The following is a 23,491-nucleotide window of genomic DNA, read 5'->3' as shown; positions in this document are numbered from 1 at the left end:
ATGAACGATCAAAGCCCCGCGAAGCGGTTGTCGTGCGCATCGACCAGCGGCGACTTCTCGCCGCGATGAACGGCCGCGCGATGAATCTCCCGATTGCGAGCGACGGCGGCCGGGCTCGCCGGATAGTCGTGAGTCGGGCTCGGGATCACGCCGTCGTGACGCGCGCGCACCAGCTCCTGAATCACGTCCTGACGGCGCTTCGGCTGCGCGGCCACGGCCTGCGAGAAGGCCACGATCGACAGTGCGGCAACGGTGACGGCGATCGTCGGGCGTGGAATGTTCATCTGGATAGCTCCTTATTGGAATGCCGTGACGGGAGCGCTCACTTTGATCCTGCGGCGGTGCGGATTCGTGATCGCTTCATGACGGTTTCGTCACCGTTCCGCCACGCGCGCCACGTGACGAAAATTTCATGTTCCGATCAGGTTCGCGATGGGCCGTGCCGCTACGATCGGAACGGTAGCGGGCCCTGCCCGTTCCCATCCACGCAGCGGGTCGCTGCCGTACGGCACGATCGCGCATTAGGCCCGGGCTCGTCGAGTGCCGGGCCGTTTTTTACGCGTGTCCGACGATTCACCGCGCGGATTGGCGCTGCGGGAACAGGCATGGATGCGTTTTCACATACAGGTTCGGATTGCCGCAGCGGTGCCCCGCATAGTCGATCTGCTCGCCAGGCATCGTGCCGGCCGGCACCGGCTTGCGCGTGGCGGCCGGCGCAGTTGCCGTGGTACTGGAGCGTGTCGACGATGCGCAGCCCGCGAACGACGGAACGGTCAGGACCGCGATCAAGGCGAGACGAATGGCAGGACGGTGCAATTTTCGATCCGGAATGAGGCTTGAACGGCGCCGCCCGCTATCGGTACTGCAGTGGCGACCGGCACGAACGCCGCCGGCTCGGTCGGCCAACGGCAGACTTCATGTTCCGCTTCCCGCTCATCGCACCGATGACGCGAACATGACGGTTGCGTCATGTCGAACGAGTCCGCACGGCGCACTGGCGCGCGCCGCAATCTGACGCATTTTTCATCTCGCGATCACGATCGCGCACGGCCGCTTTCGCATACTGGGTCCATGGTTCGCCACCCGGCGGCCGCGATCAAGGAGAGCATCGATGAAAACCGCAAAACTCGCAGCATGGTTCGTCACCGCCACGCTGTCGCTCGGCATGGCCACGCAGGCCGCGCTCGCCCAAACGCAAACGCAAACGCAAGGCAAGTCCCGCTCGCAGGTCGTCAACGAACTGAAGCAGGCGCAGCACGACGGGGTCGTGCCGACGAGCAAGACGCAGTACCCGCCGACCGGCGAGATCGTTGCACGCAACAAGGAACTGCACGGAATTTCGGTGCATGGCGGCGAGAAGAAGCCGCAGACCGACAATCACGACGACCTGACCGCGAAGCAATGACGCCCAGCCCCACGGCCGCAGGCAACGCGCCGCGCGCGGCTGCCTTGCGGCGAACGCGCGGGCGTGTGCGCCCGCGCCGTCAGGTGCCGATGGCGGCCGGCCGTTCAGGCGCGGCCGGCCGTCGCGGAAAGCGCAGCCAGAAGGTCGTGCGGCGACCCGGCTCGCTGTCGACGCCGCATTCGCCGCCGTGATTGTCCATGATCGACCGGACGATCGCGAGGCCGAGCCCCGTGCCCGACGCCGAATCGTGCCGCGACGGATCGACGCGATAGAAGCGCTCGAAAATCCGCCCGACGTGCTCCGCCGCGATGCCGGGCCCCGTGTCCGACACGGCGATCGTCGTCGCGCCGCCCTGCTCGACGCAATCGATCGTCACGACGCTGCCGCGCGGCGCATAGGTCAGCGCATTCGACAGCAGGTTGCTCAACGCGCGCTGGTACAGCGTCAGATCCGCATCGACCCATGCATGGCCGTCGACCTTCACCGTCACGCCCTCGTCTTCCGCAAGCGGCTCGTAGTAGCCGGCCACCCGCCGGGCCTCCTCCGCCGCATTCAGGCGCCGCACATCGATCGACGTGCCGGCCTGCTCCGAACGCGCGAGAAACAGCATGTCCTCGATCATCCGCGACAGCCGCTGGTATTCGTCGATGCTCGACTCGATCACGCTCCGGTATTCGTCCGCGCTGCGCGGTTGCGACAGCACGACCTGCGCGGCCGCCTGCAGGTTCGTCAGCGGCGTGCGCATGTCGTGCGCAAGATTCGACGAGAACTGGCTCAGCCGCGTGAACGATTCGTTCAGCCGCGCAAGCATCCCGTTGAACGCATGCTCGAGTTCCTTCAGCTCGCCTGACGTATCGAGTTCCGGCAGCGGATGCGCGAGCCGGCTCGTCGACATCTGCTCGGCGCGCGCCGCGAATCGTCGCAGCGGGCTCAGCCCGAGCGCCGCGACGCCGTATGCGATCGCGGCCGCGAGCACCACGCCGAACACCTCGATCACGACGATCGTATAAGCGTGCGTGCGCAACAGCAGCACGTCGGCGCTGCGGTCGTATTGCACGGCGACGCGCACCACGGGCGCCCCGGCGCCGGCGAGCGGCACGCCCGTCAGCAGATACCGGTGCCGCACGCCGGGCGCGGCGATGCCGACCGGCACGCGCCCGGCGTTCGTCGACAGCAGCGGCGCATACGGGCGGAAGCCCGGCGTGCCGACGAGGCGCGCACCGCCGGCATCGAAGATCGCGAGATCCATGTTCGGATGCCCGTGCAACTGGTCGATCCAGATATCGGCGTTGCGCGCGACGTCGGCCGTCGTGCGCGCCTCGGCCAGATGCGCCCCCAGTGCGGCGGAAATGCCGGCCATCTGCTCGGCCGCCGTGGCTTCGACGCGGTTGCTCAGCGCCTCGTACAGTGCGACGCCGCTCGACGCGAGGATCACCGACGTCGACAGGATGATCAGCGCGGTCAGGCGGCCGCGCAGCGTGCGCGGCAGCAGGCGCGCAATCATGCGGCCGCGCCGCCGCGCGTTTCGAGCACGTAGCCCATCCCGCGCACCGTGTGGATCAGCTTCGGTTCGTACGCGTCGTCGATCTTCGAGCGCAGCCGGCGAATCGCCGAATCGACGACGTTCGTGTCGCTGTTGAAGTTCATGTCCCACACCTGCGACGCGATGGTCGCGCGCGGCAGGATCTCGCCTTCGCGGCGCATCAGCAGCCACAGCAGCGCGAACTCCTTCGCGGTCAGCAGGATCGTGTCGCCCTGCCGCGTGGCCTTGCGGCGCGTCAGGTCGAGTTCGAGATCGGCCACGCGCAGCGTGTTCGAGTCGCGCGGCTGGCCGCGCCGCAGGATCGACTTGATGCGCGCGGTCAGCTCGACGAAATCGAACGGCTTCGCGAGATAGTCGTCCGCGCCGAGTTCGAGCCCCTTCACGCGATCGCCGACGTCGTCGCGCGCGGTGAGGAACAGCACGGGCGTCGACTTGCTGCGCCGCAGGTTCTGCAGCAGCGTCCAGCCGTCCTGCCCGGGCAGCATCACGTCGAGTACGAGCAGGTCGTACTCCTCCGTTTCGGCCTGGTGCTGGCCCGTGATGCCGTCCTCGACCCAGTCGACGACGTAGCCGGCCTCGGTCAGGCCCTTGCGCAGATATGCGCCCGTCTTCGGTTCATCCTCGACAATCAGAATTCGCATCACGCATTACCCTTGAAGAAACCCAGCCGGCGCAGCACGCGCGCACAGACGCCGCCGCGCAACGCCGTGCGCCACGACACCGCATGGCTGACACGGTACAGCACCGGCAGCACCAGCAGCGTCAACGCCGTGGACGACAGGATACCGCCGATCACGACCGTTGCGAGCGGGCGCTGCACCTCGGCGCCGGTGCCGGTCGCGAACGCCATCGGCAGGAAGCCGAGCGATGCGACCAGCGCGGTCATCAGCACGGGCCGCAGCCGCGTGAGCGCGCCGTCGCGCACGGCCGCGTCGAGCGGCATCCCTTCGTCGCGCAGGTTGCGGATGAACGAGATCATCACGAGCCCGTTGAGCACGGCCACGCCGGACAGCGCGATGAAACCGACCGCCGCCGTGATCGACAGCGGAATCCCGCGCAGCCACAGCGACACGACGCCGCCGCTCAACGCGAACGGAATGCCGGTGAACACCAGCAGCCCGTCCTTCACGTTGTTGAACATCACGAACAGCAACACGAACACCATGAACAGCGCGAGCGGCACGACGAGCTTCAGGCGCTCGCTCGCGCTTTGCAGCTGCTCGAATTGCCCGCCCCACGACACCCAGTACCCGGCCGGCACACGCACGTCCTGCTGCAACTGCTCGCGCGCATCGGCGACGAACGAGCCGACGTCGCGGCCGCGCACGTTCGCGCTGACCACCACCCGCCGCTTGCCGTCCTCGCGGCTGATCTGGTTCGGGCCCGGCGCCACGTCGATCGTCGCGAGCTCCGCGAGCGGCACGTACGGCGCCGCCGCGAGCGGCGCGCTGGCGCCCGCGGCCGGCGCGGGCAGCGCGATCGGCAGCCGCTTGATCGCCTCGATGTCGGAGCGCAGCTCGTCGGGCAACCGCACGACGATGTCGAAGCGGCGGTCGCCCTGGAACAGCGTGCCGGCCTTCCGCCCGCCGACGGCCGCGGCCACCGAATCCTGCAGGTCGGCGACGCTCACGCCGTAGCGCGCGAGCTTGTCGCGGTCGAGGTTGACGGTCAGCACCGGCAGGCCCGTGGTCTGCTCGACCTTCACCTCCGACGCGCCCGGCACCTTCTGCAGTGCAGCCGCGATCTGCTCGCCCGTCCGGTTCAACACGGCCATGTCGTCGCCGAAGAGCTTCACGGCGACGTCGCTGCGCACACCCGAGATCAGCTCGTTGAAGCGCAGCTGGATCGGCTGCGAAAACTCGTACGCGTTGCCCGGCAGCTCGGCGAGCGCGTCCTCGATCTCGCGCACGAGCCGGTCGCGCGGCTTCTTCGGATCGGGCCACGTGTCGGCCAGCTTCAGCATGATGTAGCCGTCCGACAGGTTCGGCGGCATCGGGTCGGCCGCGATCTCGGCCGTGCCGGTGCGTGCGAACACGCGCTCGATCTCGGGGAAGCGTGCCTTCAGCGTCTTCTCGATCGACTTCTGCATCTCGACCGACTGCGACAGGCTCGTGCCGGGAATCCGCAGCGCGGACACGGCCAGGTCGCCCTCGTTCAGGCTCGGGATGAACTCGCTGCCGAGGCGCGTCGCCAGCCCCAGCGTGACCAGCACGATCGCGCCCGCCCCGGTCATCACGCGCGCCGGGCGCGTCATGAACGCGGCGAGCACCGGTTCGTACGCGCGCCGCGCCCAGCCCATCAGCCGGTTTTCCTTCTCCTCGACCCGCTCGCCGATGAACAACGCGACGGCCGCCGGGATGAACGTGACGGTCAGCACCATCGCGGCGGCGAGCGCCATCACGACGGTCGTCGCCATCGGGTGGAACATCTTGCCTTCAACGCCGGTCAGCGCGAAGATCGGCAGGTACACCACCATGATGATCAGTTGCCCGAAGATCAGCGCGCGGCGCGCCTCCTGCGAAGCGCCGAACACTTCGGCAAAACGCTCGGCGCGCGTGAGCGGCCGCCCGGCCGCCGCCTGCGCATGCGCGAGCCGCCGCACGCAGTTCTCGACGATCACCACCGCGCCGTCGACGATGATCCCGAAGTCGAGCGCGCCGAGGCTCATCAGGTTGGCGCTCACCTTCGCGTTGACCATCCCGGTGAAGGTCATCAGCATCGACAGCGGAATCACGAGCGCGGTGATCAGCGCCGCGCGGATGTTGCCGAGGAACAGGAACAGCACGGCTATCACGAGCACCGCGCCTTCGAGCAGGTTCTTCTTCACCGTCGCGACGGCCTTCTCGACGAGCACCGTGCGGTCGTACACCGGAATCGCCCTCACGCCGGCCGGCAGCGTGCGGTTCACGTCCTCCATCTTCGCGGCGACGGCCTTCGACACCGTCCGGCTGTTCTCGCCCATCAGCATGAACACCGTGCCGAGCACGACTTCCTCGCCGTTCGACGTCGCGGCGCCGGTGCGCAGTTCGCGGCCGATGTCGACCGCGCCGACGTCCTTCATCCGCACCGGCACGCCGCCGACGTTGGTCAGCACGATGTTCGCGATGTCGTCGACGGTGCGCGCCTGGCCCGGTACGCGCACGAGATACTGCTCGCCGCGCTTTTCGATGTAGCCGGCGCCGACGTTGTCGTTGTTGCGCTCCAGCGCGCGCACGACGTCGGCGAGCGTCAGCCCGTACGACATCAGCTTCGCCGGGTTCGGTGCGACGCGGTACTCCTTCACGTAGCCGCCGATCGAGTTGACCTCGGTCACGCCGCGCACGTTGCGCAACTGCGGCCGCACGGCCCAGTCCTGCAGCTCGCGCAGGTCGGCCGCCGTATAGCGCGTGCCGTCGGGCTTGCGCGCGCCGGCGTCGGCCTCGACGGTCCACAGGTAGATCTCGCCGAGGCCCGTCGACGTCGGCCCCATCGCGGGCGCGATGCCGGCCGGCAGCTTGTCCTTCGCTTCCTGAATGCGCTCGTTGACGAGCTGCCGCGCGAAGTAGATGTCGGTGCCGTCCTTGAAGATCACGGTGACCTGCGACAGCCCGTAGCGCGAGATCGAGCGCGTCTGCTCCAGCGCCGGCAGCCCGGCCATCGCGGTCTCGACCGGATAGGTGATGCGCTGCTCGGCCTCGAGCGGCGAGTAGCCGGGCGCGGACGTGTTGATCTGCACCTGCACGTTGGTGATGTCGGGCACCGCGTCGATCGGCAGGCGCTGGTAGCTGAACACGCCCAGCGCGGCCACGGCCGCGATCGCCAGCATCACGAGCCAGCGGTGCGCAATCGCAAAGCGGATCAGGCGCTCAAACATGTCGGGATTCCTTGAAGCGGAGCACGGACGTCCTCACCGGACGGGCCGAGCGGCCGGTCGACCGGCCGCTCGGAAAGCAAGCCGCATGAAGAGCCGCCAGCCTCGCCACGGCGCATGCGTATTGCCGCTCATTCATGTTCCGCGCTCCCCTTGCCGAGTTCCGCCTTCAGCACGAAGCTGTTCGACGCCGCGTATTCCTGGCCAGGCTGGAGCCCCTTCAGCACTTCCGTCGCGCGTTCGTCGCGCCGCCCCGTCTCGACGGCTTGCGCGACGAAGCCTTTCGGCGAGCGCACGAACACCGACGGCGCGCCGTCGACGTCCTGCAGCGCGTCGCTCGCGACCGCGAGCGGCACGCCCTGCGCACCCGCATCGACCGACACGTTCACGAACATCCCCGGGCGCCACACGCGGTCCGGGTTCGGCAGCACGACGCGCGCCGGCGCGGTGCGCGTCTGCTCGCCGAGCAGCGACCCCACGTACGCGATCGGGCCGCTCGAACGCGATTCGAACGCGGTCGCGATCACCGTCGCGTCGCGGCCGACGCGTACGTCGTCGAGCCGCTGCGCGGGCACCGCCATCTCGGCCCATACGGTGGACAGGTCGGAAATCACGAACATGCTCGCGTCGGCGGCGATCGCCTCGCCGGGCGTCGCATGTTTCTCGACGATCGTGCCCGCGAACGGCGCGCGCAGTTCGTAACGGTTCAGCGCGCCCGCGCCGACTGGCGCGTTCAGCGCGGCGAGCTTCTGCCGCGCGTTCTGCACGGCGATCTCGGCCTCGCGCAACTGCACCTGGGCCTGCTGGTAATCCTGCTCGGCCGAAATCCGTTCCTGCCACAGCGTGCGTTCGCGCTCGTAGGTCGCGCGCGCCCCCGCCAGACGGCGCTCGGCCGTCAGCAACTCGCTGCGGCGGTCGGCCAGATCGGTGCTCGCGATCACCGCGAGCACCTGCCCCTTCGCGACGTTCTGCCCGAGCGACGCCGACACCTGCTCGACGATGCCGGCCACGCGCGGCACCACGTGCGCGGTGCGATCCTCGTTGAACTTGATCTCGCCCGGCAACTGGAACGGCGTCGCGATCTGCGCGGGGCCGGCCTTCGCAAGCGCGATCCTCGACGTCGCGAGTTGCGCGTCGCTCAGCGCGATCGCACCGTCGGCGCGCGCGAACGGGAACGATGCCGCATCGTTGCCAGCCTTCACGTCGATCGTCGCATCGAACACGTGCGGCTTCGCGATCGACTGCGCCGACACGAACTTCCGGCCGGCCACGTCGAACCGCAACGGTTCGCGCGTACGGTCGTACCGCACCAGCGTGCCGGACACGGTCACGCCGTCGATCGCAGGCTTGCCGTCGACGAATGGATAGACGACGAGCCGCGCGTCGCCGGGCTTTTCCGTCATCACGATCTCGACCGACAGCTTGCCGCGCTCGAGCACGACACCGCCGCGCGCGCCGGCGCCCTCGGCCGGTTGCGCGGCATCGGCGGCCGTCGGCGCCGATGCGCCGCCGCCGCCCCGCGCGACGGCGAGCGCGCCGATCACGATCCCTGCGCCGCCGAGCACGGCGGCCGCCATAACGAAGATTCTGCTGCGTGACATGATGATCCTTCCGGTGAGAGCGGCGCTTAGCGCGCGACGGCCGCGAGCGGCGTGCCGACGAGCCGGCCGATATCGGCGCGAGCCGCATGGGCGCCGGCGAGCGCACGGACGTATTGCGACTGCCCCAGGAACAGCGTGCGCTGCGCGTCGAGCACGTCGAGGAAGCTGAACTTCCCGAGCTCGTAGCCGCGCGACATCGCGTCGAGCGCAAGACGCGCGGCCGGCAGGATGTCGGATTTCAGCCGCTGCGCTTCCTGCTCGGCGGCCTCGAAATTCGCGTACGCCTGCGCGAGCTCCAGCCGCAGGCGCGTGCGTTCGCGATCGAGATCGGCGTTCGCGCGCTCGGCCTTGTGCGTCGCCTCGAGCAGCGCACCCCGGTTCGTGTTGAACAGCGGAATCGGAATCGATATGCCGACCACGGCCTGATTGTCGGGCACGCCGCCCGTGGTCACGCGCTTCACGCCCGCGCTAACCGTCACGTCCGGAACGCGGCGCGCGCGTTCGAGCGACACGGCCGCATTCGCGCGCAGCAGCTCGGCGCGCGCGACCCGCGCGAGCGGTGCGTCGTCGAGCTGCGCGGTCAACGCGGACAGCGGCTCGACCGGCGGCACGTTTTCCAGGTCGCCGCGCACCGCGAGCCGGTCGCTGCGCGCTTCGCCCATCACGGCGTTCAGCTTCTCGCGCGCAACCTCGACACGGCCGCGCGCGGTCACCACTTCGATCTGCACGCCGGCCGCCGCGACCTGCGCCTTGGTCGCCTCGACCGGCGACACCTTGCCGGCCTGCGCGCGGCGCGCCGCGAGATCCGCGGAGCGCGCGGCGATCGCGGCCGATTCCTCGGTCACCTGTAGCTGGCGCTGTGCGGCGAGCAGCCCGTAGAACGCGGCGATCACGTCGGCGCGCACCGCGGCGCCCTGCTCGTCGAGCGAGGCGCTCGCCGCCTCGCGGCCGTACGACGCGACGTCGAGCCGCGCGCGGCGCTTGCCGCCCAGTTCGATGGCCTGGCCGATCATCGCGGTGGACGTGCGTTCGGCGCGGCTGAAGCCTTCCTGCAGGAACGACACTTCGGGATTCGGGCGCGCGCCGGCCTGCATCAACGCGCCGGCCGATGCATCGACGTCCGCGCGCGCGCCGCGCAGCGCCGGATTGTTCCGCGCCGCGACCGCGAGCGCATCGGACAGCGTCAATGACGGCGCAGGAAGCGCGCCGGATGGCGGTGCGCCGATCGGCGTCGCGCTGCCGGCTGCGGTCGTGGCCGGCCCCGGCGTCGGCGACGGCTGTGCATGAGCCGTCGCGGCCATCGCGAAGACGATGGCCGCGGCGAGGTTGAGCTTGAGCATGTTCGGTTCTGCGGTAACGGTTCGCGACCGATGCTACGGACCGGCCGCAGTGCGAACATGAGGCGAAGATGATATTTTCGTCATGTCGGGTGCAGCGGCACGCAGGCGTGCGACCGCCCTGCGGGAACGGCATGCCGCGTCGAAGATCGGGAGGACGGGTTGAACTTACGGCGCGACGCGTGCGCGGCAGGCCCGCGCACTCGGATCAGGCGAGCCCTTGCTTCGCGCGCCGCCGCTGCACGAGCCAGTCGAGCAGTTGCTGCCCGTCGCGTTCGCCGAACCAGCGCGCGTGCCCGATCAGGTAGCCGTCGTACGCGATGTCGACGATCGCCGGCGCATCGATGATGCAGCCGAAATACGCGACTTCCGACAGCGCGAACTCCGTATGCACGATCGGCAGCAGCGCGACCAGCGCCGCATACGCGTCGTCGCTCAACGGTTCGAGCGATTCGTAGCCGTCGAGCAGCGCGTCGATCTGGTCGTATTCGACGCGCCGCGCATCGGCCTGCGCCATCCAGTCGACCGTATTGCGCTCGATCGCGAGCGCGAGGTCCATGACCGCGCAGGTGCGGTCAGACAAGCCGAAATCGAGCACGGTCCGGACCTGCGCGCCGGGCCCCGCCTCGGTCCACAGCAGGTTCGACGCGTGCCAGTCGCCGTGCGTCCACAGCGGCGGCAACGCCGGCAGCAGCGGCACGAGGCGCGCGTGATACGGGCCGATCGCGTCGGCCACGTCGCCACGCCAGTCGCGCGAGCCGAGCGCACGCACGAGCAGCGGCTGCGCGTCGACCCAGCGCTCGAGCGCGCCCGCCAGATCGGCGCACGACAGCACGCGAAAGCTCGACAGCAGCGTGCGCACGGGCCGCGCGGGCGCATCGTAGCCGGCCGACGCGCGATGCAGCTCGGCCAGCGCGCGGCCGGCCGCATACGCATGCGATGGATGCGTGAACGGCTGCCACGACATCACGCCGCGATACGGATCGACGCCGGGTGCGAGCACGTGCACCTCGTACGTCCATTCGCCGGACGCGAACGCGGTCGCACCGTTGCGATCGGCCAGCACGTCCACCACCGGCATCCCGCGCGCGCGCAGATGCGCGATGAAGCGATGCTCTTCCTCGAGCCCGGCGACATCGCGCAGGCTCGCGTGATGACGCTTGACGAACAACCCGCGCCCGTCGGCCATCCGCACCAGCACGGCTGCCGCGAACTGCCGCGGGCTGTGCCACGTCAGCCTCACCGGTTCGCCCGCGCCGTCGATCCGCGCGAGCACGGCCGCCACTTCGTCGTGCGTGATCAGCGGCCAGTCGCGTTCGGCCTGCTCGCCATCGACGCCGAATTGCGGCGGCGCGACGTCGCGCGACAGGGGGCCGTCCGGCTCGAGGGGGAATGACATGAACGGCGTTGCTCCGTAGTTGAATCCGTGCGCGGATCAGCGCGGGCCGCCGGCGGCCGCGCGCAATGCGGCGGCCGTCAGGCTCCAGTCGCGCCAGCCGACGACGGCCAGCCCGATGAACAGCGCATAGAGTCCGGCCGTCAGATACAGTTCCTTGAACACGAACATCCCGACGTACACGACGTTCACGACGATCCACAGTCCCCACGACGCGATGTAGCGCCGTGCGGTCCAGTATTGCGCGACGAGGCTGAACGCGGTCAGCGACGCATCGACGAACGGCAGCGCCGCATCGGTCCAGCGCGCCATCATCCCGCCGAGCAGCGCGCTGCCGACGACGGCCGCGATCAGGTCGGGCAGCATCTGCCGGGGCCGCACGCCGGTCACGGGTGCGACATCGCCGGCCGGCGCCGCCTCGCCGTCGGCACCGCCGGCGGCCTCGCGCGCGCGCTGCGCGAGCCAGCGCTGCCAGCCGTACACCTGCAGCACCGCGAACGCGCCCTGCAGCAGCATGTCGGAATACAGCTTCGCGTCGAAGAAGATCCAGCCGTACAGCGCGACCGATGCGAGGCCGACCGGCCAGCACAGCATGCGCCGTTTCGCGGTCAGCCAGATCGCGAGCGTGCTGACGATCACGCCGGCGATTTCGAGTGGGGACATCGTCTGTGCTCTCCTGGTGGGCTGCCGGGGCCGCGCGTCACGCGGCCGATTCCGGTCGGTCAGAAATCATAGGTCAACGACACGCGCGCGGTGCGCGGCGCACCCGGGAACAGGTACGCATCGCCCTGCTGCTCGCCTGCGTCGCGCCAGTAGAACTTGTTAAACAGATTGTCCACCGATACGCGCAACACCGTGCGATGGCCGCCGATCTTCGTCGTATAACGCGCGCCGAGATTGAACACGAACCACGACGGCACGCGCGCGGTGCCTTCCTCGTTCGCGTTGCGCGCCGCGCTGTATTCCACGCCGCCGAGCACGTTCAGGCCCGCGATGCCCGGCACCGCGTAGTCCGCATACAGCGACGCGCGCAGCGCGGGCACGTTGATGATCTGGTGTCCTTCGTAGGCCGGCGACCCCGAATCGACCGCGCGGGCGCGAATCGCCGCGACGCTGGCCGTCAGCCCCAGCCGCTCGGTCACGCGCCCGGCGGCGCCGAGCTCGATTCCCTGGTGCCGCTGCGTGCCGCGCTGCACGAACGTGTAGGTCGTGCCGGATGCGTCGGGATCGGCGAACTGGAACGGCTTGCTGATCGAGAACACGGCGGCCGTGAGGCTCAGCCGGTCGAGCCAGTCGTATTTCGCGCCGACCTCGAACTGGTGCGATTCGACGGGCGGCAGGAACGCATACGCGTTGGTCGCGCGCACGGGCGCCTGATCGCCGAGCGACAGCGCCTTGCTGTACGACGCATACAGCGACAGCACGTCCACCGGCTTGTAGACGAGCGCGACCTGCGGCAGGAACACCGAGCGGTCGGTATGTGTCGTATCGCCGTCGAGGCTGCTCCAGCTGCGCTGGCGCAGCAGCACTTCCTTGCCGCCCGCGAGCACCTGCCAGTGCTCGCCGATGCCGATGCGGTCGAGCCCGAACACGCCGTACTGCCACGCATCGAGGCGCGGATACGACGGCCCGGGCGAATTCGGCGACGGCGAGAAGGTCAGGTCCGGCCCGTAGACGTTCTCGCTGCCCACGTAGTCGTACACGGCGTCGGCCATGTGCACGACGCGGCGCTGCACGCTCACACCGAGCGTCAGCTCGTGCCGCAGCGGCCCCGTCGCGAACCTGCCCGTCGTGACCGCGCGCAGATCGTCGTTGCGCCGGTATTCGCCGGGGCTGCGGAAGTCGTATACGTCGTAGTCGCCGTTCGCGCCGAAGAAGAACGGCGACGTCGCGCCGGCCGCGCAGCTTGCCGCGTACGAGCAGCCGTACGCGAACGCGCTGTTGTCGTCGATCATCGTGCGGCTACGGCCGGCGGCGACGTAGGCCTTCCAGTCGTCGTTGAACCGGTAGTCGAAGCGTGCGTTCAGGTTCAGCGCATCGGTCGTCACCGGTTTCGCCCACGGCTGCGTGCCGAGCGCCTTCGACGTCGTCTTGACCGACGGCACGACGGTGCCGCCGAGCAACTGGTAGCCGGGCGCGGAGCGCTGGATCCACTGCTGGAATTCGGCGTTGAGCTGCAGGCTCGCGCGCGGGCCGATGTCCCAGTCGGCGGCGATCGAGCCGAACGTGCGCCGCCCGTTCGTGCCGTCGATATAGGAGTGCATGTTCTCCTTCGCCGCATTGATCCGGAACCCGAACTGATGGTCGGGGCCGAAGCGGCGGCCGAGATCGACGGCCGCCGACGTCGAGCCGCGGCTGTCGACGCCGCCCGTCACGCTCGCGACGTTCGCGGAGCGCTTGGTCACGAAGTTGATCACGCCGCCCGGCGCGACGACGCCGCCATCGATGCCCGCGAGCCCTTTCAGGATCTCGACGCGCTCCTTGTTCTCGAGCGGCACGTTCTGCTCGCCGGACACCGTCAGCCCGTCGATCCGGATCGCGCTCGCGAGATCGACCGGAAAGCCGCGGATCGCGAAGCCTTCGAAATAACCCACCGGCGCATAGTCGTTGACGACCGACGCATCGTTGCGCACGACGTCGCTCAAGCGCTTCGCCTGCTGATCGTCGATCAGCGCGCGCGTGACGACGCTCACCGACGCCGGCGTGTCGCGCAGCGGCGCGTCGTCGAACCCCGCGACCGACGCTTCGCGCGCCCGCAGCGGGTGGCCGCGCTCGCCGCTCACCGTGATCGCGGGCAGCGTCGCGCTGCCGGTCGCGTCGGCGCCCGGCGCGGGCGGGTCGCCCGGTGCCGCGGCAGCCTGCACCGCGAAAAGCGTGACGCCGAGACCGACACCGAGCCCGACCTTCGTGCGCCGCCGTTCGGGCGCCGCTGTTGTTCTATTCACCGTCATTGTTCTGGATGGAAAACTCGCCACTCGACCCTGTCGAAACCCGTTGGAAGCTGCGAAGCGTGCACCCGCCGCCGCGCCCGTCGCCGGACGCGTGCGTCGACGCGGTATTCATCGGACGAACCGGACCATGCGGCGCGCAAGCGGGCCGGCCGGTCGGAACAGCGCAGGATGGGGCATCGGATTCGGATGACGCGCCGGAAACGATGCAGCGGCCGACGGGTCCGCCGGGTGCCTGTCGGCCGGCCGGCTGCCTCGCGCGATCGTGTCATGCGGGGGACGCTTCGAACGCCCCGGTGCGAGCGGCGGGCACTCGCGCCGGCCGTTCGTCGGAACGGCGGCCTGCCCGGCGCGCGACATCGCGGCGTGGCGCGCATTTTACCCCGGGCGGGGCACAGGGCCGAGGAATCAGGCGGAACGGGAAACGGAGAAGGCGGCAACCGGAATCGCGGTTCGGGCGGCACGACGGCGGCGAAGATGCGGGCGCGATTCGCGTCGCGCGTGCCGGCCCCGACGCCGCGTCGTCGTGCGCCGGGCGGAACGTGCCTGGAACCGGCGCGGGAATGGGCGCCTGCTACCGGTTCGTCAGCCGTTCGCTTTAGCCCCCCTGCATCGTCACCTCCATGCCGAGCAGTTTCACGACGGGCTCGTTCATCAAATCGGTCGACGCTATCGTCGACCCGGACGGCATCCGAAAAAAAGCAGCAGTCGCGCGCACTTTTCGCGCGGCAAGCCGTCCGCGGTCACATGTCGCAAGCGCGTCAGCAATCGAGCACGAGCGGCTCCGTGGCCCCTTGCGCGGGCCGCGCGACGCACGGCAGCGCGCAGCCGGGTGCGACCGGCGCATCGGGCGTCTGCGCGTAGTCGACCGCGCCCGACAGCACGCGCGTCGCGCAAGTGCCGCACGAACCGGCGCGGCATTCGGACGGCACGGCCACGCGCTGTCCTTCCGCGAATTCGAGCAGCGTGCCGTCGGCAGGCGTCCACGCGGCTTCGCGCCCCGTGCGCCGGAACACCACCGGCACGCTTGCCGCCATGGGCGCGGCGGCCGTGCGGGTCGCACTGCGCGAAACGCTCGACGGCCCGAACGCCTCGAAACGGATGCGCTCGTCCGGCACGTTCAGTGCGCGCAGCCCGTCGTACAGGTCGCGCATGAATGCCGACGGCCCGCACAGGTAGAAGTCGTAGTCGTCGAACGACAGGATCCGCTTCAGTTGCCCGACGTCGATGCGGCCTGCCCGCGCGGCCGCCCCTTCGTGAGGACGACTGTCGAACCAGTGAAGCGACACGCGTGCATCGGCGGCCGCGATGCGCGCCAGTTCCGCGGCAAACGGCCGGTCGGCCGCTTCGCGCGCGCCGTGCACGAACACGACGCGGCGCGACGGCGTGTGGTCGGCCAGCGCCCGGCGCAGCATCGCGACCATCGGCGTGATGCCGATGCCGGCCGACACGAGCACGGCCGGGCGCGGGCTCGCGAGATCGAACGCGAAGCGGCCGCGCGGCATCTGCGCGTCGAGCGTCATGCCTGCCCGCGCATGATCGTGCAGCCACGCCGATACGCGCCCCTCGCGCTTCACGGTGATCCGGTAATGCGTGCCGCCCGGTGCATCGGACAGCGTGTAGCTGCGCATCGACGGCGCGTCGCTGCCCGGCAGCGCGACGCGTAGCGTCAGGTGTTGACCGGCTTCGTACGCAGGCAATGCGCCGCCATCCGCCGGCTCGAAATGGAACGACCGAATCGCGCGCGCCTCGTCGACGATCTTCGCGATGCGCAGCGGCCGCCATGCGGGCGCCGAGGCCGGCGCAGCCGCGGACGGCGCGGGCGCGGCCGCGGCCGGTGCCGCCGCGCCGCCCGACGACGACGCCATCGCCGCGAACTGCGGCGCGCGCTCGACCGCCGACCACCGGAACGGCAGTACCGCCCGCATGCGTCGCACTTCCCGCACATGGAAGCGCACGACGCGTTGCGCACCGTCGAACGACGCGACGACCGGCCCGTCCCACACGATCTCCGCGTGCGCGGCGACATACAGCACGTCGCCGCCGTCGAAATCGACGAACAGCAGCCCCGCGCGCGGATCGTGCTGCAGGTTGCCGAGCGTGTTGAAGAACCGGTTGCCGCTGAAATCGGGCGTCGTCAGCGTGCGTGCATCGTCGACGCGCACGAAGCCCGGCATCCCGCCGCGATGCGACACGTCCGCGCCGCGCGCCGCGCCCGCGTCGGGAGACGTGTTCGCGCTCGCGACGAAGAACGTGTCGGCCTGCGCGAGCAGCGCGCGGTCCGCATCGCTCAGCGCATCCGACACGTCGGGCGCGACGGATGCGTCGACGTCCCGCGCAATGAAGGTCGGCTTGCGGCCCTGGATGTACTTCGCGCAATTGCCGAAGCTCTGCTCGACCGCGATCGTCAGCACATCGCCGTCCGCCGCGCGCACGACGCCGTTCACGCGATTGCGCCGCCGCGTATCGAATTCGATCCCGAGCCCGCCGAGCGGCGCACCCGCCCGCCACGCGCCGGCCAGCGGGTCGCCTGGCAGCGCGCGCGCCGCAATGCGCAGCGTGCGGGCGTCCGGCGACGTGACGAAACCCGGTGCGCCGACCCGCAGCGTCGCCCATGGCTGGCCCTGCGCATCGACGCCGCCGAGCACGAAGAACGGCAGTTGCGCGAAAAAGGTCCGGTGCTGGTCCGGCATGAACCGCCGGATGCCGCGCCGGCCGGCCGCGCCCGCCGCGTCCGTCACGCCCGCGCGCTGCTGCACGGCAAGCTCGCCCGCGTGAAACGGCGTGACCTCGAGTTCCCAGCCCGGTACGACGGCGCTCGGCGTATTCATTGCGTTCTCCTGAACAGGCACGGTGGCCGCGAGCGTCAAGCGGCGAGCAGGCCCGCGCGCGTCGTCGGCATCGCGACGAAGCCCGGCAACGCCTCGATACGCGCCAGCCACGCGCGCACGTGCGGATACGGTTCGAGCGACACGCCGCCTTCCGGTGCGTGCGCGATGTACGTGTACGCGGCGATGTCCGCGATCGTCGGCTGCGCGCCGGCCGCGAACGGCTTGCCGGCCAGCTCGCGATCGATCACGTCGAGCACCTTCGCGGCCGTACGCTTGGCCGCTTCCGGGTCGAGCTGCGCGCCGAACACGGTCACGAGCCGCGCGGCGGCCGGGCCCGACGCGATCGGGCCGGCCGCGTACGACAGCCAGCGCTGCACGACGGCCGCGCCGACCGGATCGTCGGGCAGCCAGTGCGCGTCGCCGTAGCGCTTCGCGAGATACACGAGGATCGCGTTCGAATCGGCGATCACGGTGCCGCCGTCGTCGATCACCGGCACCTGCCCGAGCGGATTGAGCGCGAGAAACGCCGGTTCGCGCTGCGCGCCGGCCGCGAGATCGACGTCGATGGTCGTGGACGGCAGCCCGAGCAGCGACAGGAACAACCGGACACGGTGCGCGTGCCCGGACAACAGGAACGAATAAACGCGGATCGGCGAAGCAGGCTTGCTGGCGGCAGACATGGAAACACTCCGGAATCTCGCGCCGCCGGGGATCGGCGACGAACGGCCCCAGCGTAGCGCTCGCGGTTCGTCGCCAGAAGACGGATAATTGCTGAAACATTATCCGCTTCCATAGGACAATCGACGATGGCCGATTTGCGCGACGTGAACCTGAACCGGCTGGCGATCTTCGTCGCGGTGGTCGATGCCGGCTCGCTGACGGCCGCGGCCGAGCGGCTCGGCCTCGCGAAGACGGTCGTCAGCACGCACATGCAGCGCCTCGAATCCGAGGTCGGCGCGAACCTGCTGGTGCGCACGACGCGGCGGCTGAGCGTGACCGATGCCGGGCGCGTGTTCTACGACGCGTGCCGCGACATCGTGCGCGCCGCCGAAGCCGCGCTCGACACGGTGTCGTCCGACGCCGGGCCGCTGCGCGGCACGCTGCGCGTGAGCGTGCCGATCGATTATGGTGCGCTGGTCGTCGCGCCGGCCGTCGTCGCGCTGCGCGACCGGCATCCGGCGCTCGCCGTCGAACTCGTCGCGAACGACCGCGTCGTCGATCTCGTCGCGGACAACCTCGACGTCGCGATCCGCATCGGCCGCCTCGCCGATTCGAACCATCGCGCGGTGCAGCTCGGCACCTACGAGAAATGGCTGGTCGCGAGCCCGGCGTTCGTTGCCCGCCACGGGCTGCCGCGCGATCCGGATGCGCTCGCCGCGCTGCCGTTCGTGATGTTGTCGTCGCTGCCGCGCCCGCATACGCTCGACCTCGACGACGCGCGCGGCGGCCACGCATCGGTGCGCTGCGTCGCGCCGGTGGTGTCGAACACCGCGACCGCGTGCCGCGCGATCGTGCTCGCGGGCGGCGGTTTCGGGCTGCTGACGGATTTCTCGACCGCGGACGACGTCGCGGCCGGCCGGCTCGTGCGGCTGCTGCCAGGTTGGCGCACGGCGCCGGCCGGGATTCATGCGGTGTATCCGTCCACGCGGCTGCCGTCGCCGAAGGTGCGGGCGTTCATCGATGCGATGAAGGCGCGGCTCGGGCAAACGCCGGTCGCGCCGCCCGCGCGTGCGCCGCGACCGAAGCGCGCGGAGGACTGAGCGGTTAGCCGTCCGTCACATGAATTTCAGGTAGCACTGTTTCTTGGCGACCTCCTCGCGCTTGAATCCTTTATCGCTCATGCACGAAGCAAACTCGTCCGGAAACGGATTCAGATTGAAGATCCTGTCCTGGATGCTGGCGGGGATACCCTGGTCCAGTTGGGCTTGCGCTTCCGCGCAGGTCGCCTTCGCGAAGGAGAGCGTGACGGGTTCCCCGCTGATGCGATTGCGGATTTTTTCATACGCCCCGTCCTTGCAGGCCGCCACTGTGTCCTTCAGGTGCTGTGTATAGAGGGCATCGCGGCAGACGTCGCCTGCCCGGTCCGCATCCCTGAACAGCGCCGCGACCGTTTGCGATTTCCACTCGGTTTCGTAGCGCGTGGTTTCGCTCAACGGCCAGCAGCCGCAGCCCGTCAGCATCAGGACGGAAACAACCGCTCCCGCCGACGTCGCGCGGCGCCACCATCGGTTCCGTACTTGCATGAGTTCCTTGTTATTGATCGACAACCATCCCGTATCGCGGGCGACCGGCCCCAGTCCCGCGCACCTATCCCGCCGCCCCCAACGTCCCCAGCAACACCTTCCTGCAACTCGCGATCATCTGCGCCTCCGGATCGCGATAGCCGGTGAGCAGCCATGCGGCGCCGACGTTCGTCATCGCGCCCACCAGCGCAAGCCCTATCAGCCGCTGCTCGGTGCGCTCCGCTGGCGTCACGGCTTCGCGCGGCACGCCGATCGCCATGATCAGCTTGCCGAAGTCGATCAGCATGCGCTGATACGTCATGTCGGTATCCGCACTCACGCCCATCACCTCGAGCAGCAGCACGCGCGCCGCGCACGGGTCGCGCAGGAACGCGAAGAATGCGGCGAGCCCCGCGTCGACGCGCTCGCGCAGATCGCCGCCGCGCGCGGCGACCGCCTGCGCGACCGCGTCGTGCAGTTGCTGCGCGTGATGCAGATAGGTGCAGCGCAACAGATCCTCGGTGCTGTCGAACGCCGCATAGAAATAGCGATCGTTCAGCTTCGCTTCCTGGCAGATCGACCGCACGGTCGCCTTGCGAAACCCCACCGTGCCGAACACGCGCGTCGCCGCGCGGATCAACGTGTCGCGCCGCTCGGCGGCTCGTACCTCGGGCGCCACGCCGCCATACGCCCGGCCTCTTTTTTCCGTTTCGAGTGCTTTCTCCATTCCGCTATTTGACATCAGGACACCCGAAAACTAAAGTGGTGACGACAAACACCACAATAGACGCGCCGCCGGTGCAGCGCAAGCGGAACGGGAGGAACGACGGATGAAGGGGTTTTCCGGCAAGGTCGCCGCGATCACGGGCGCCGGTTCGGGCATGGGCCGCAGCCTCGCGATCGAGCTCGCGCGGCGCGGCTGCGAGGTCGCGCTCGCCGACGTCGACGAAGCCGGGCTCGCCGGCACGGCGGCCGCGTGCGCGTGGCACGGCGTGCGCGTGAGCACGCGCCGGGTCGACGTCGCCGACCGCGACGCGATGTTCGCGTGGGCCGATTTCGTGCGCGCCGAGCACGGCAAGGTCAATCTGATCTTCAACAACGCGGGCGTATCGCTGGCCGCCAGCGCCGAAACCGCCCGCCTCGCCGATCTCGAATGGATCGTCGGCATCAATTTCTGGGGTGTCGTGCACGGCACGCAGGCGTTCCTGCCGCATCTGCGCGCATCGGGCGACGGGCACGTCGTCAACACCTCGAGCCTGTTCGGGCTCGTCGCGATGCCGACGCAAAGCGCGTACAACGCGACCAAGTTCGCGGTGCGCGGCTTCACCGAGGCGCTGCGGATGGAACTCGAACTCGACGGCGCGCCGGTGAGCGCGACCTGCGTGCATCCAGGCGGCGTCGCGACGAGCATCGTCGACGCAGGCCGCGTCGATGCCAGCATCCACGCACTGACGGGGCAGGACGAAGCGACCCATCGCCGCCAGGCCAACCGCCTGATCAACGCGACGACGGCCGACGAGGCCGCGCGGCAGATCCTCGCGGGCGTCGAGCGCAATGCGCGCCGCGTGCTGGTCGGCGCCGACGCGCGCCGGCTCGACAGGATCGCGCGGCTGCTCGGCGCCGGTTATCAGTGGCTGATGCTGCGCCACGTGCGTCGCGCCCGCGCACGCAATCTTCGCCCGAAGGAAGCCTCCGCGGGAGAACGCGCCTACGCGCCGGCCGCGCGCCCCACCACACCGACGAAGGACCCCGCATGAGCTCGACGACGACCGACCGGCGCGCCGCGCCGCCCGCTCCCGACGCCCGCCGCGACCGGCGTGACGGCAACGACCTCGACGTGCTGATCGTCGGCGCCGGGCTGTCAGGCATCGGCGCCGCGTATCACCTGAAGCAGCGCTGCCCGCATGCGAGCGTGGCGATCGTCGAGGCGCGCGACGCGATCGGCGGCACCTGGGACCTGTTCCGCTATCCGGGCGTTCGTTCGGATTCCGACATGTTCACGCTCGGCTACAGCTTCCGCCCGTGGCACAGCGACAAGGCGATCTCCGACGGGCAGACGATCCTCGATTACATTCGCGACACCGCGCGCACGTATGGCATCGACGAGACGATCCGCTACGGCCAGAAGGTCGTCGCGGCCGACTGGGATTCGAACCGCGCGCGCTGGACGGTGCGCATCGAACGCACGCGGGACGGCGCAACGGACACGCTCGTCCATACCTGCCGCTTCCTGTTCATGTGCAGCGGATACTACGACTACGACGCCGGCTACCTGCCCGACTGGGCAGGCATGGACACGTTCGAGGGCACGCTCGTGCATCCGCAGCACTGGCCGAAGGATCTGTCGTACGCGAACCGGCGCGTGGTCGTGATCGGCAGCGGCGCAACGGCCGTCACGCTCGTGCCATCGATGGCGGCCGATGCGCGACACGTGACGATGCTGCAGCGCTCGCCGACCTACATCGTGTCGCTGCCCGCGCGCGACAGGATCGCGAACGCGCTGCGCCGCGTGCTGCCGTCGCGGCTCGCGCACCGGCTCGTGCGCGTGAAGAACGTCCTGCTGACGATGTACCTGTACAACGTGTCGCGCCGCAAGCCCGACCGGACGAAACGGTTCATCATCCGCGCGGCGAGCAAGCAGCTCGGCCCCGACTTCGACGTCGCGAAGCACCTGACGCCGCGCTACATGCCGTGGGATCAGCGCGTGTGCCTCGTGCCGAACGGCGACCTGTTCAAGGCGATTCGCGCGGGCCGTGCATCGATCGTCACCGACGAGATCGAGCGCTTCACGCCGACCGGCCTCGAGCTGAAGAGCGGCCAGCAGCTCGACGCGGACGTGATCGTCACCGCGACCGGGCTGAAGGTGAAGATGCTCGGCGGTGCGCGGATCACGGTCGACGGCCGCGCGGTCGATTTGTCGGAGACGGTGTCGTACAAGGGGATGATGTACAGCGACGTGCCGAACCTCGCGTCGTCGTTCGGCTACACGAATGCGTCGTGGACGCTGAAGGCCGAGCTGATCGCGCGCTACGTGTGCCGGCTGCTCAATCACATGCGCGCGAACGGGTACGACACGTGCGTGCCGCGGCTCGGCGCAGGCGATCTCGGCGACGTGCCGGCCGTCAACCTGAGCTCGGGTTACATCCAGCGTGCGGCCGGCATCCTGCCGAAGCAGGGGCACCGCAAGCCGTGGAAATTCCACCAGAACTACGTGCTCGATCTCGCGTCGCTGAAGTTCAGCCCGCTCGCCGATTCCGCGATGCATTTCGAACGCCGCGCCCAAACCGGCCAGGCAGCCGCCGCACCGGCTGCCGAACCCGCACTCGAAACCCGCTGAGGCCGACATGACCCCTACGCTCCATCTGATCCAGAACGTGCTGCTCGGCGTCGTCGCGGTGCTTGCCGCGCTCGCGCTGTTTACCGGTTACGTGGCCCGTCGCGTGACGCGCGCGTTTCCGCCCGAAGGCCGCTTCGTCGACATCGACGGCGACCGCATCCACTACGTCGAATACGGCAACGGCCCGCCGATCGTGTTCGTCCACGGGCTGGCGGGGCAATGGCGCAATTTCGCGTACCTGCCGCTCACGCGGCTCGCGCAGCGGCATCGCGTGATCCTGATCGACCGGCCGGGCGCCGGCCGCTCGCTGCGCGGCGCGGCCTCGCAGGCGAACGTGTTCGCGCAGGCTCGCACGGTCGCCGCGTTCATCGACGCGCTGAAGCTCGACAAGCCGGTGCTGGTCGGCCACTCGCTCGGCGGCGCGATCGCGCTCGCGGTCGGCCTCAATCATGCGGACCGCGTGAGCCGGCTCGCGCTGATCGCGCCGCTGTCGCACGAGCAGACCGAGCCGCCTGCGCCGTTCAAGCCGCTGATGCTGCCGTCGCCGCTCGTGCGCCGTTTCGTGTCGTGGACCTTCGCGATCCCGCTGACGATCCTGACGGGTCGCAACGCCGTGCGTCAGGTGTTCGCGCCGGAGGACGTGCCGCGCGACTTCCCGGTCAAGGGCGGCGGCCTGCTTGGGATGCGCCCGCACGTGTTCTACGCGACGGCGACGGACCTGCTGTCGGCGCCCGTCGACCTGCCCGCGATGGAGCGTCGCTATGCGGAGCTCGCGCTGCCGGTCGACGTGCTGTACGGCCGCGCCGATCCGATCCTGAACTGGCGCGCGCACGGCGAAGCGCTCGCGAGGAAATCGGCGCGCGTGCGGCTGAAGGTCGTGGAGGGCGGGCATATGCTGCCGGTCACGCTTCCCGACGCGACGGCCGACTGGCTGCTCGAAGTCGCCGCCGCGCCGGTCGATGCCGCCGCGCAGCCAGTACGCATCGCGTAGATCGCGGCTACGAAGCGGGCCGGCTTCCGT

The 23,491-nt window shown here is 69.7% G+C and carries 19 protein-coding genes; 5 read left to right on the top strand and 14 right to left on the bottom strand.

Annotated elements, in window-relative coordinates:
* Positions 1–8 precede the first annotated feature (8 nt).
* Positions 9–284 (bottom strand): DUF4148 domain-containing protein, encoded by a 276-nt coding sequence (locus tag WS89_RS01740; protein WP_059789310.1) that lies wholly within the window; start codon positions 282–284, stop codon positions 9–11.
* Between the two features lie 289 nt (positions 285–573).
* Positions 574–816 carry a hypothetical protein gene (locus WS89_RS01735; RefSeq protein WP_257128095.1) on the bottom strand — a complete coding sequence of 81 codons (243 nt, stop codon included), beginning with the start codon at positions 814–816 and terminating at the stop codon, positions 574–576.
* A gap of 295 nt (positions 817–1,111) precedes the next feature.
* On the opposite strand from WS89_RS01735, the gene WS89_RS01730 reads away from it, so the two are divergent.
* A complete protein-coding gene (locus WS89_RS01730; RefSeq protein ID WP_059789309.1) occupies positions 1,112–1,405 on the top strand; it encodes a DUF4148 domain-containing protein in 294 nt (97 codons plus the stop codon).
* Between the two features lie 79 nt (positions 1,406–1,484).
* Here WS89_RS01730 and WS89_RS01725 read toward each other — a convergent pair whose 3' ends face one another.
* From WS89_RS01725 to WS89_RS01680, 10 genes are all read right to left on the bottom strand, one after another.
* Positions 1,485–2,909 (bottom strand): heavy metal sensor histidine kinase, encoded by a 1,425-nt coding sequence (locus WS89_RS01725; RefSeq protein WP_059789308.1) that lies wholly within the window; start codon positions 2,907–2,909, stop codon positions 1,485–1,487.
* Positions 2,906–3,589, bottom strand: a complete 684-nt coding sequence (gene irlR, locus WS89_RS01720) for a heavy metal response regulator transcription factor IrlR (RefSeq protein WP_034205392.1) — start codon at positions 3,587–3,589, stop codon at positions 2,906–2,908. The genes WS89_RS01725 and irlR overlap by 4 nt, the downstream gene beginning before the upstream one ends.
* Entirely contained in the window at positions 3,589–6,801 is a 3,213-nt protein-coding gene (locus WS89_RS01715) for an efflux RND transporter permease subunit (protein WP_059789307.1), read from the bottom strand. Before WS89_RS01715 ends, irlR begins: the two co-directional genes overlap by 1 nt.
* A gap of 128 nt (positions 6,802–6,929) precedes the next feature.
* The gene (locus WS89_RS01710; RefSeq protein WP_156440499.1) at positions 6,930–8,375 is read right to left on the bottom strand and encodes an efflux RND transporter periplasmic adaptor subunit; all 1,446 of its coding nucleotides are present in this window, start codon (positions 8,373–8,375) and stop codon (positions 6,930–6,932) included.
* A gap of 50 nt (positions 8,376–8,425) precedes the next feature.
* On the bottom strand, positions 8,426–9,739 hold the full coding sequence (locus tag WS89_RS01705; RefSeq protein ID WP_059789305.1) for a TolC family protein: 1,314 nt from the start codon (positions 9,737–9,739) through the stop codon (positions 8,426–8,428).
* Positions 9,740–9,944: 205 nt separating this feature from the next.
* Positions 9,945–11,135, bottom strand: coding sequence for a phosphotransferase enzyme family protein (locus WS89_RS01700; RefSeq protein WP_059789304.1), 1,191 nt, complete (start codon positions 11,133–11,135; stop codon positions 9,945–9,947).
* Positions 11,136–11,171: 36 nt separating this feature from the next.
* The gene (pnuC, locus tag WS89_RS01695) at positions 11,172–11,795 is read right to left on the bottom strand and encodes a nicotinamide riboside transporter PnuC (RefSeq protein WP_059789303.1); all 624 of its coding nucleotides are present in this window, start codon (positions 11,793–11,795) and stop codon (positions 11,172–11,174) included.
* A 59-nt stretch (positions 11,796–11,854) separates the two neighbouring features.
* The gene (locus tag WS89_RS01690) at positions 11,855–14,083 is read right to left on the bottom strand and encodes a TonB-dependent siderophore receptor (RefSeq protein WP_059789302.1); all 2,229 of its coding nucleotides are present in this window, start codon (positions 14,081–14,083) and stop codon (positions 11,855–11,857) included.
* Positions 14,084–14,841: 758 nt separating this feature from the next.
* Positions 14,842–16,911, bottom strand: a complete 2,070-nt coding sequence (locus WS89_RS01685) for a pyridoxamine 5'-phosphate oxidase family protein (RefSeq protein WP_059789301.1) — start codon at positions 16,909–16,911, stop codon at positions 14,842–14,844.
* Positions 16,912–16,946: 35 nt separating this feature from the next.
* The gene (locus WS89_RS01680; RefSeq protein ID WP_059789300.1) at positions 16,947–17,591 is read right to left on the bottom strand and encodes a glutathione S-transferase family protein; all 645 of its coding nucleotides are present in this window, start codon (positions 17,589–17,591) and stop codon (positions 16,947–16,949) included.
* A 126-nt stretch (positions 17,592–17,717) separates the two neighbouring features.
* Between WS89_RS01680 and WS89_RS01675 the strand changes: the two genes are divergently transcribed.
* A complete protein-coding gene (locus tag WS89_RS01675; RefSeq protein ID WP_059789299.1) occupies positions 17,718–18,671 on the top strand; it encodes a LysR family transcriptional regulator in 954 nt (317 codons plus the stop codon).
* 15 nt (positions 18,672–18,686) lie between these two features.
* Here the strand turns inward: WS89_RS01675 and WS89_RS01670 are convergent, their stop codons facing one another.
* Entirely contained in the window at positions 18,687–19,178 is a 492-nt protein-coding gene (locus tag WS89_RS01670; RefSeq protein WP_257127357.1) for a hypothetical protein, read from the bottom strand.
* Between the two features lie 40 nt (positions 19,179–19,218).
* Positions 19,219–19,875: a TetR/AcrR family transcriptional regulator gene (locus tag WS89_RS01665; protein ID WP_059789298.1), complete on the bottom strand. Its 657-nt coding sequence runs from the start codon at positions 19,873–19,875 to the stop codon at positions 19,219–19,221.
* A gap of 88 nt (positions 19,876–19,963) precedes the next feature.
* Between WS89_RS01665 and WS89_RS01660 the strand changes: the two genes are divergently transcribed.
* The 3 genes from WS89_RS01660 to WS89_RS01650 are packed head-to-tail and all read left to right on the top strand — an operon-like array spanning position 19,964 to position 23,461.
* The gene (locus tag WS89_RS01660; protein ID WP_059789297.1) at positions 19,964–20,890 is read left to right on the top strand and encodes an SDR family NAD(P)-dependent oxidoreductase; all 927 of its coding nucleotides are present in this window, start codon (positions 19,964–19,966) and stop codon (positions 20,888–20,890) included.
* Positions 20,887–22,470, top strand: coding sequence for a flavin-containing monooxygenase (locus WS89_RS01655; RefSeq protein WP_059789296.1), 1,584 nt, complete (start codon positions 20,887–20,889; stop codon positions 22,468–22,470). Before WS89_RS01660 ends, WS89_RS01655 begins: the two co-directional genes overlap by 4 nt.
* Positions 22,471–22,477: 7 nt before the next feature.
* The gene (locus WS89_RS01650) at positions 22,478–23,461 is read left to right on the top strand and encodes an alpha/beta fold hydrolase (protein WP_059789295.1); all 984 of its coding nucleotides are present in this window, start codon (positions 22,478–22,480) and stop codon (positions 23,459–23,461) included.
* The last annotated feature ends 30 nt before the right edge of the window (positions 23,462–23,491 follow it).

The organism is Burkholderia sp. MSMB1072 (assembly GCF_001524725.1).
GTDB lineage: Bacteria > Pseudomonadota > Gammaproteobacteria > Burkholderiales > Burkholderiaceae > Burkholderia.
Note: the sequence above shows the minus strand (reverse complement) of the source record. Positions and strands in the feature narration are given on the sequence as shown.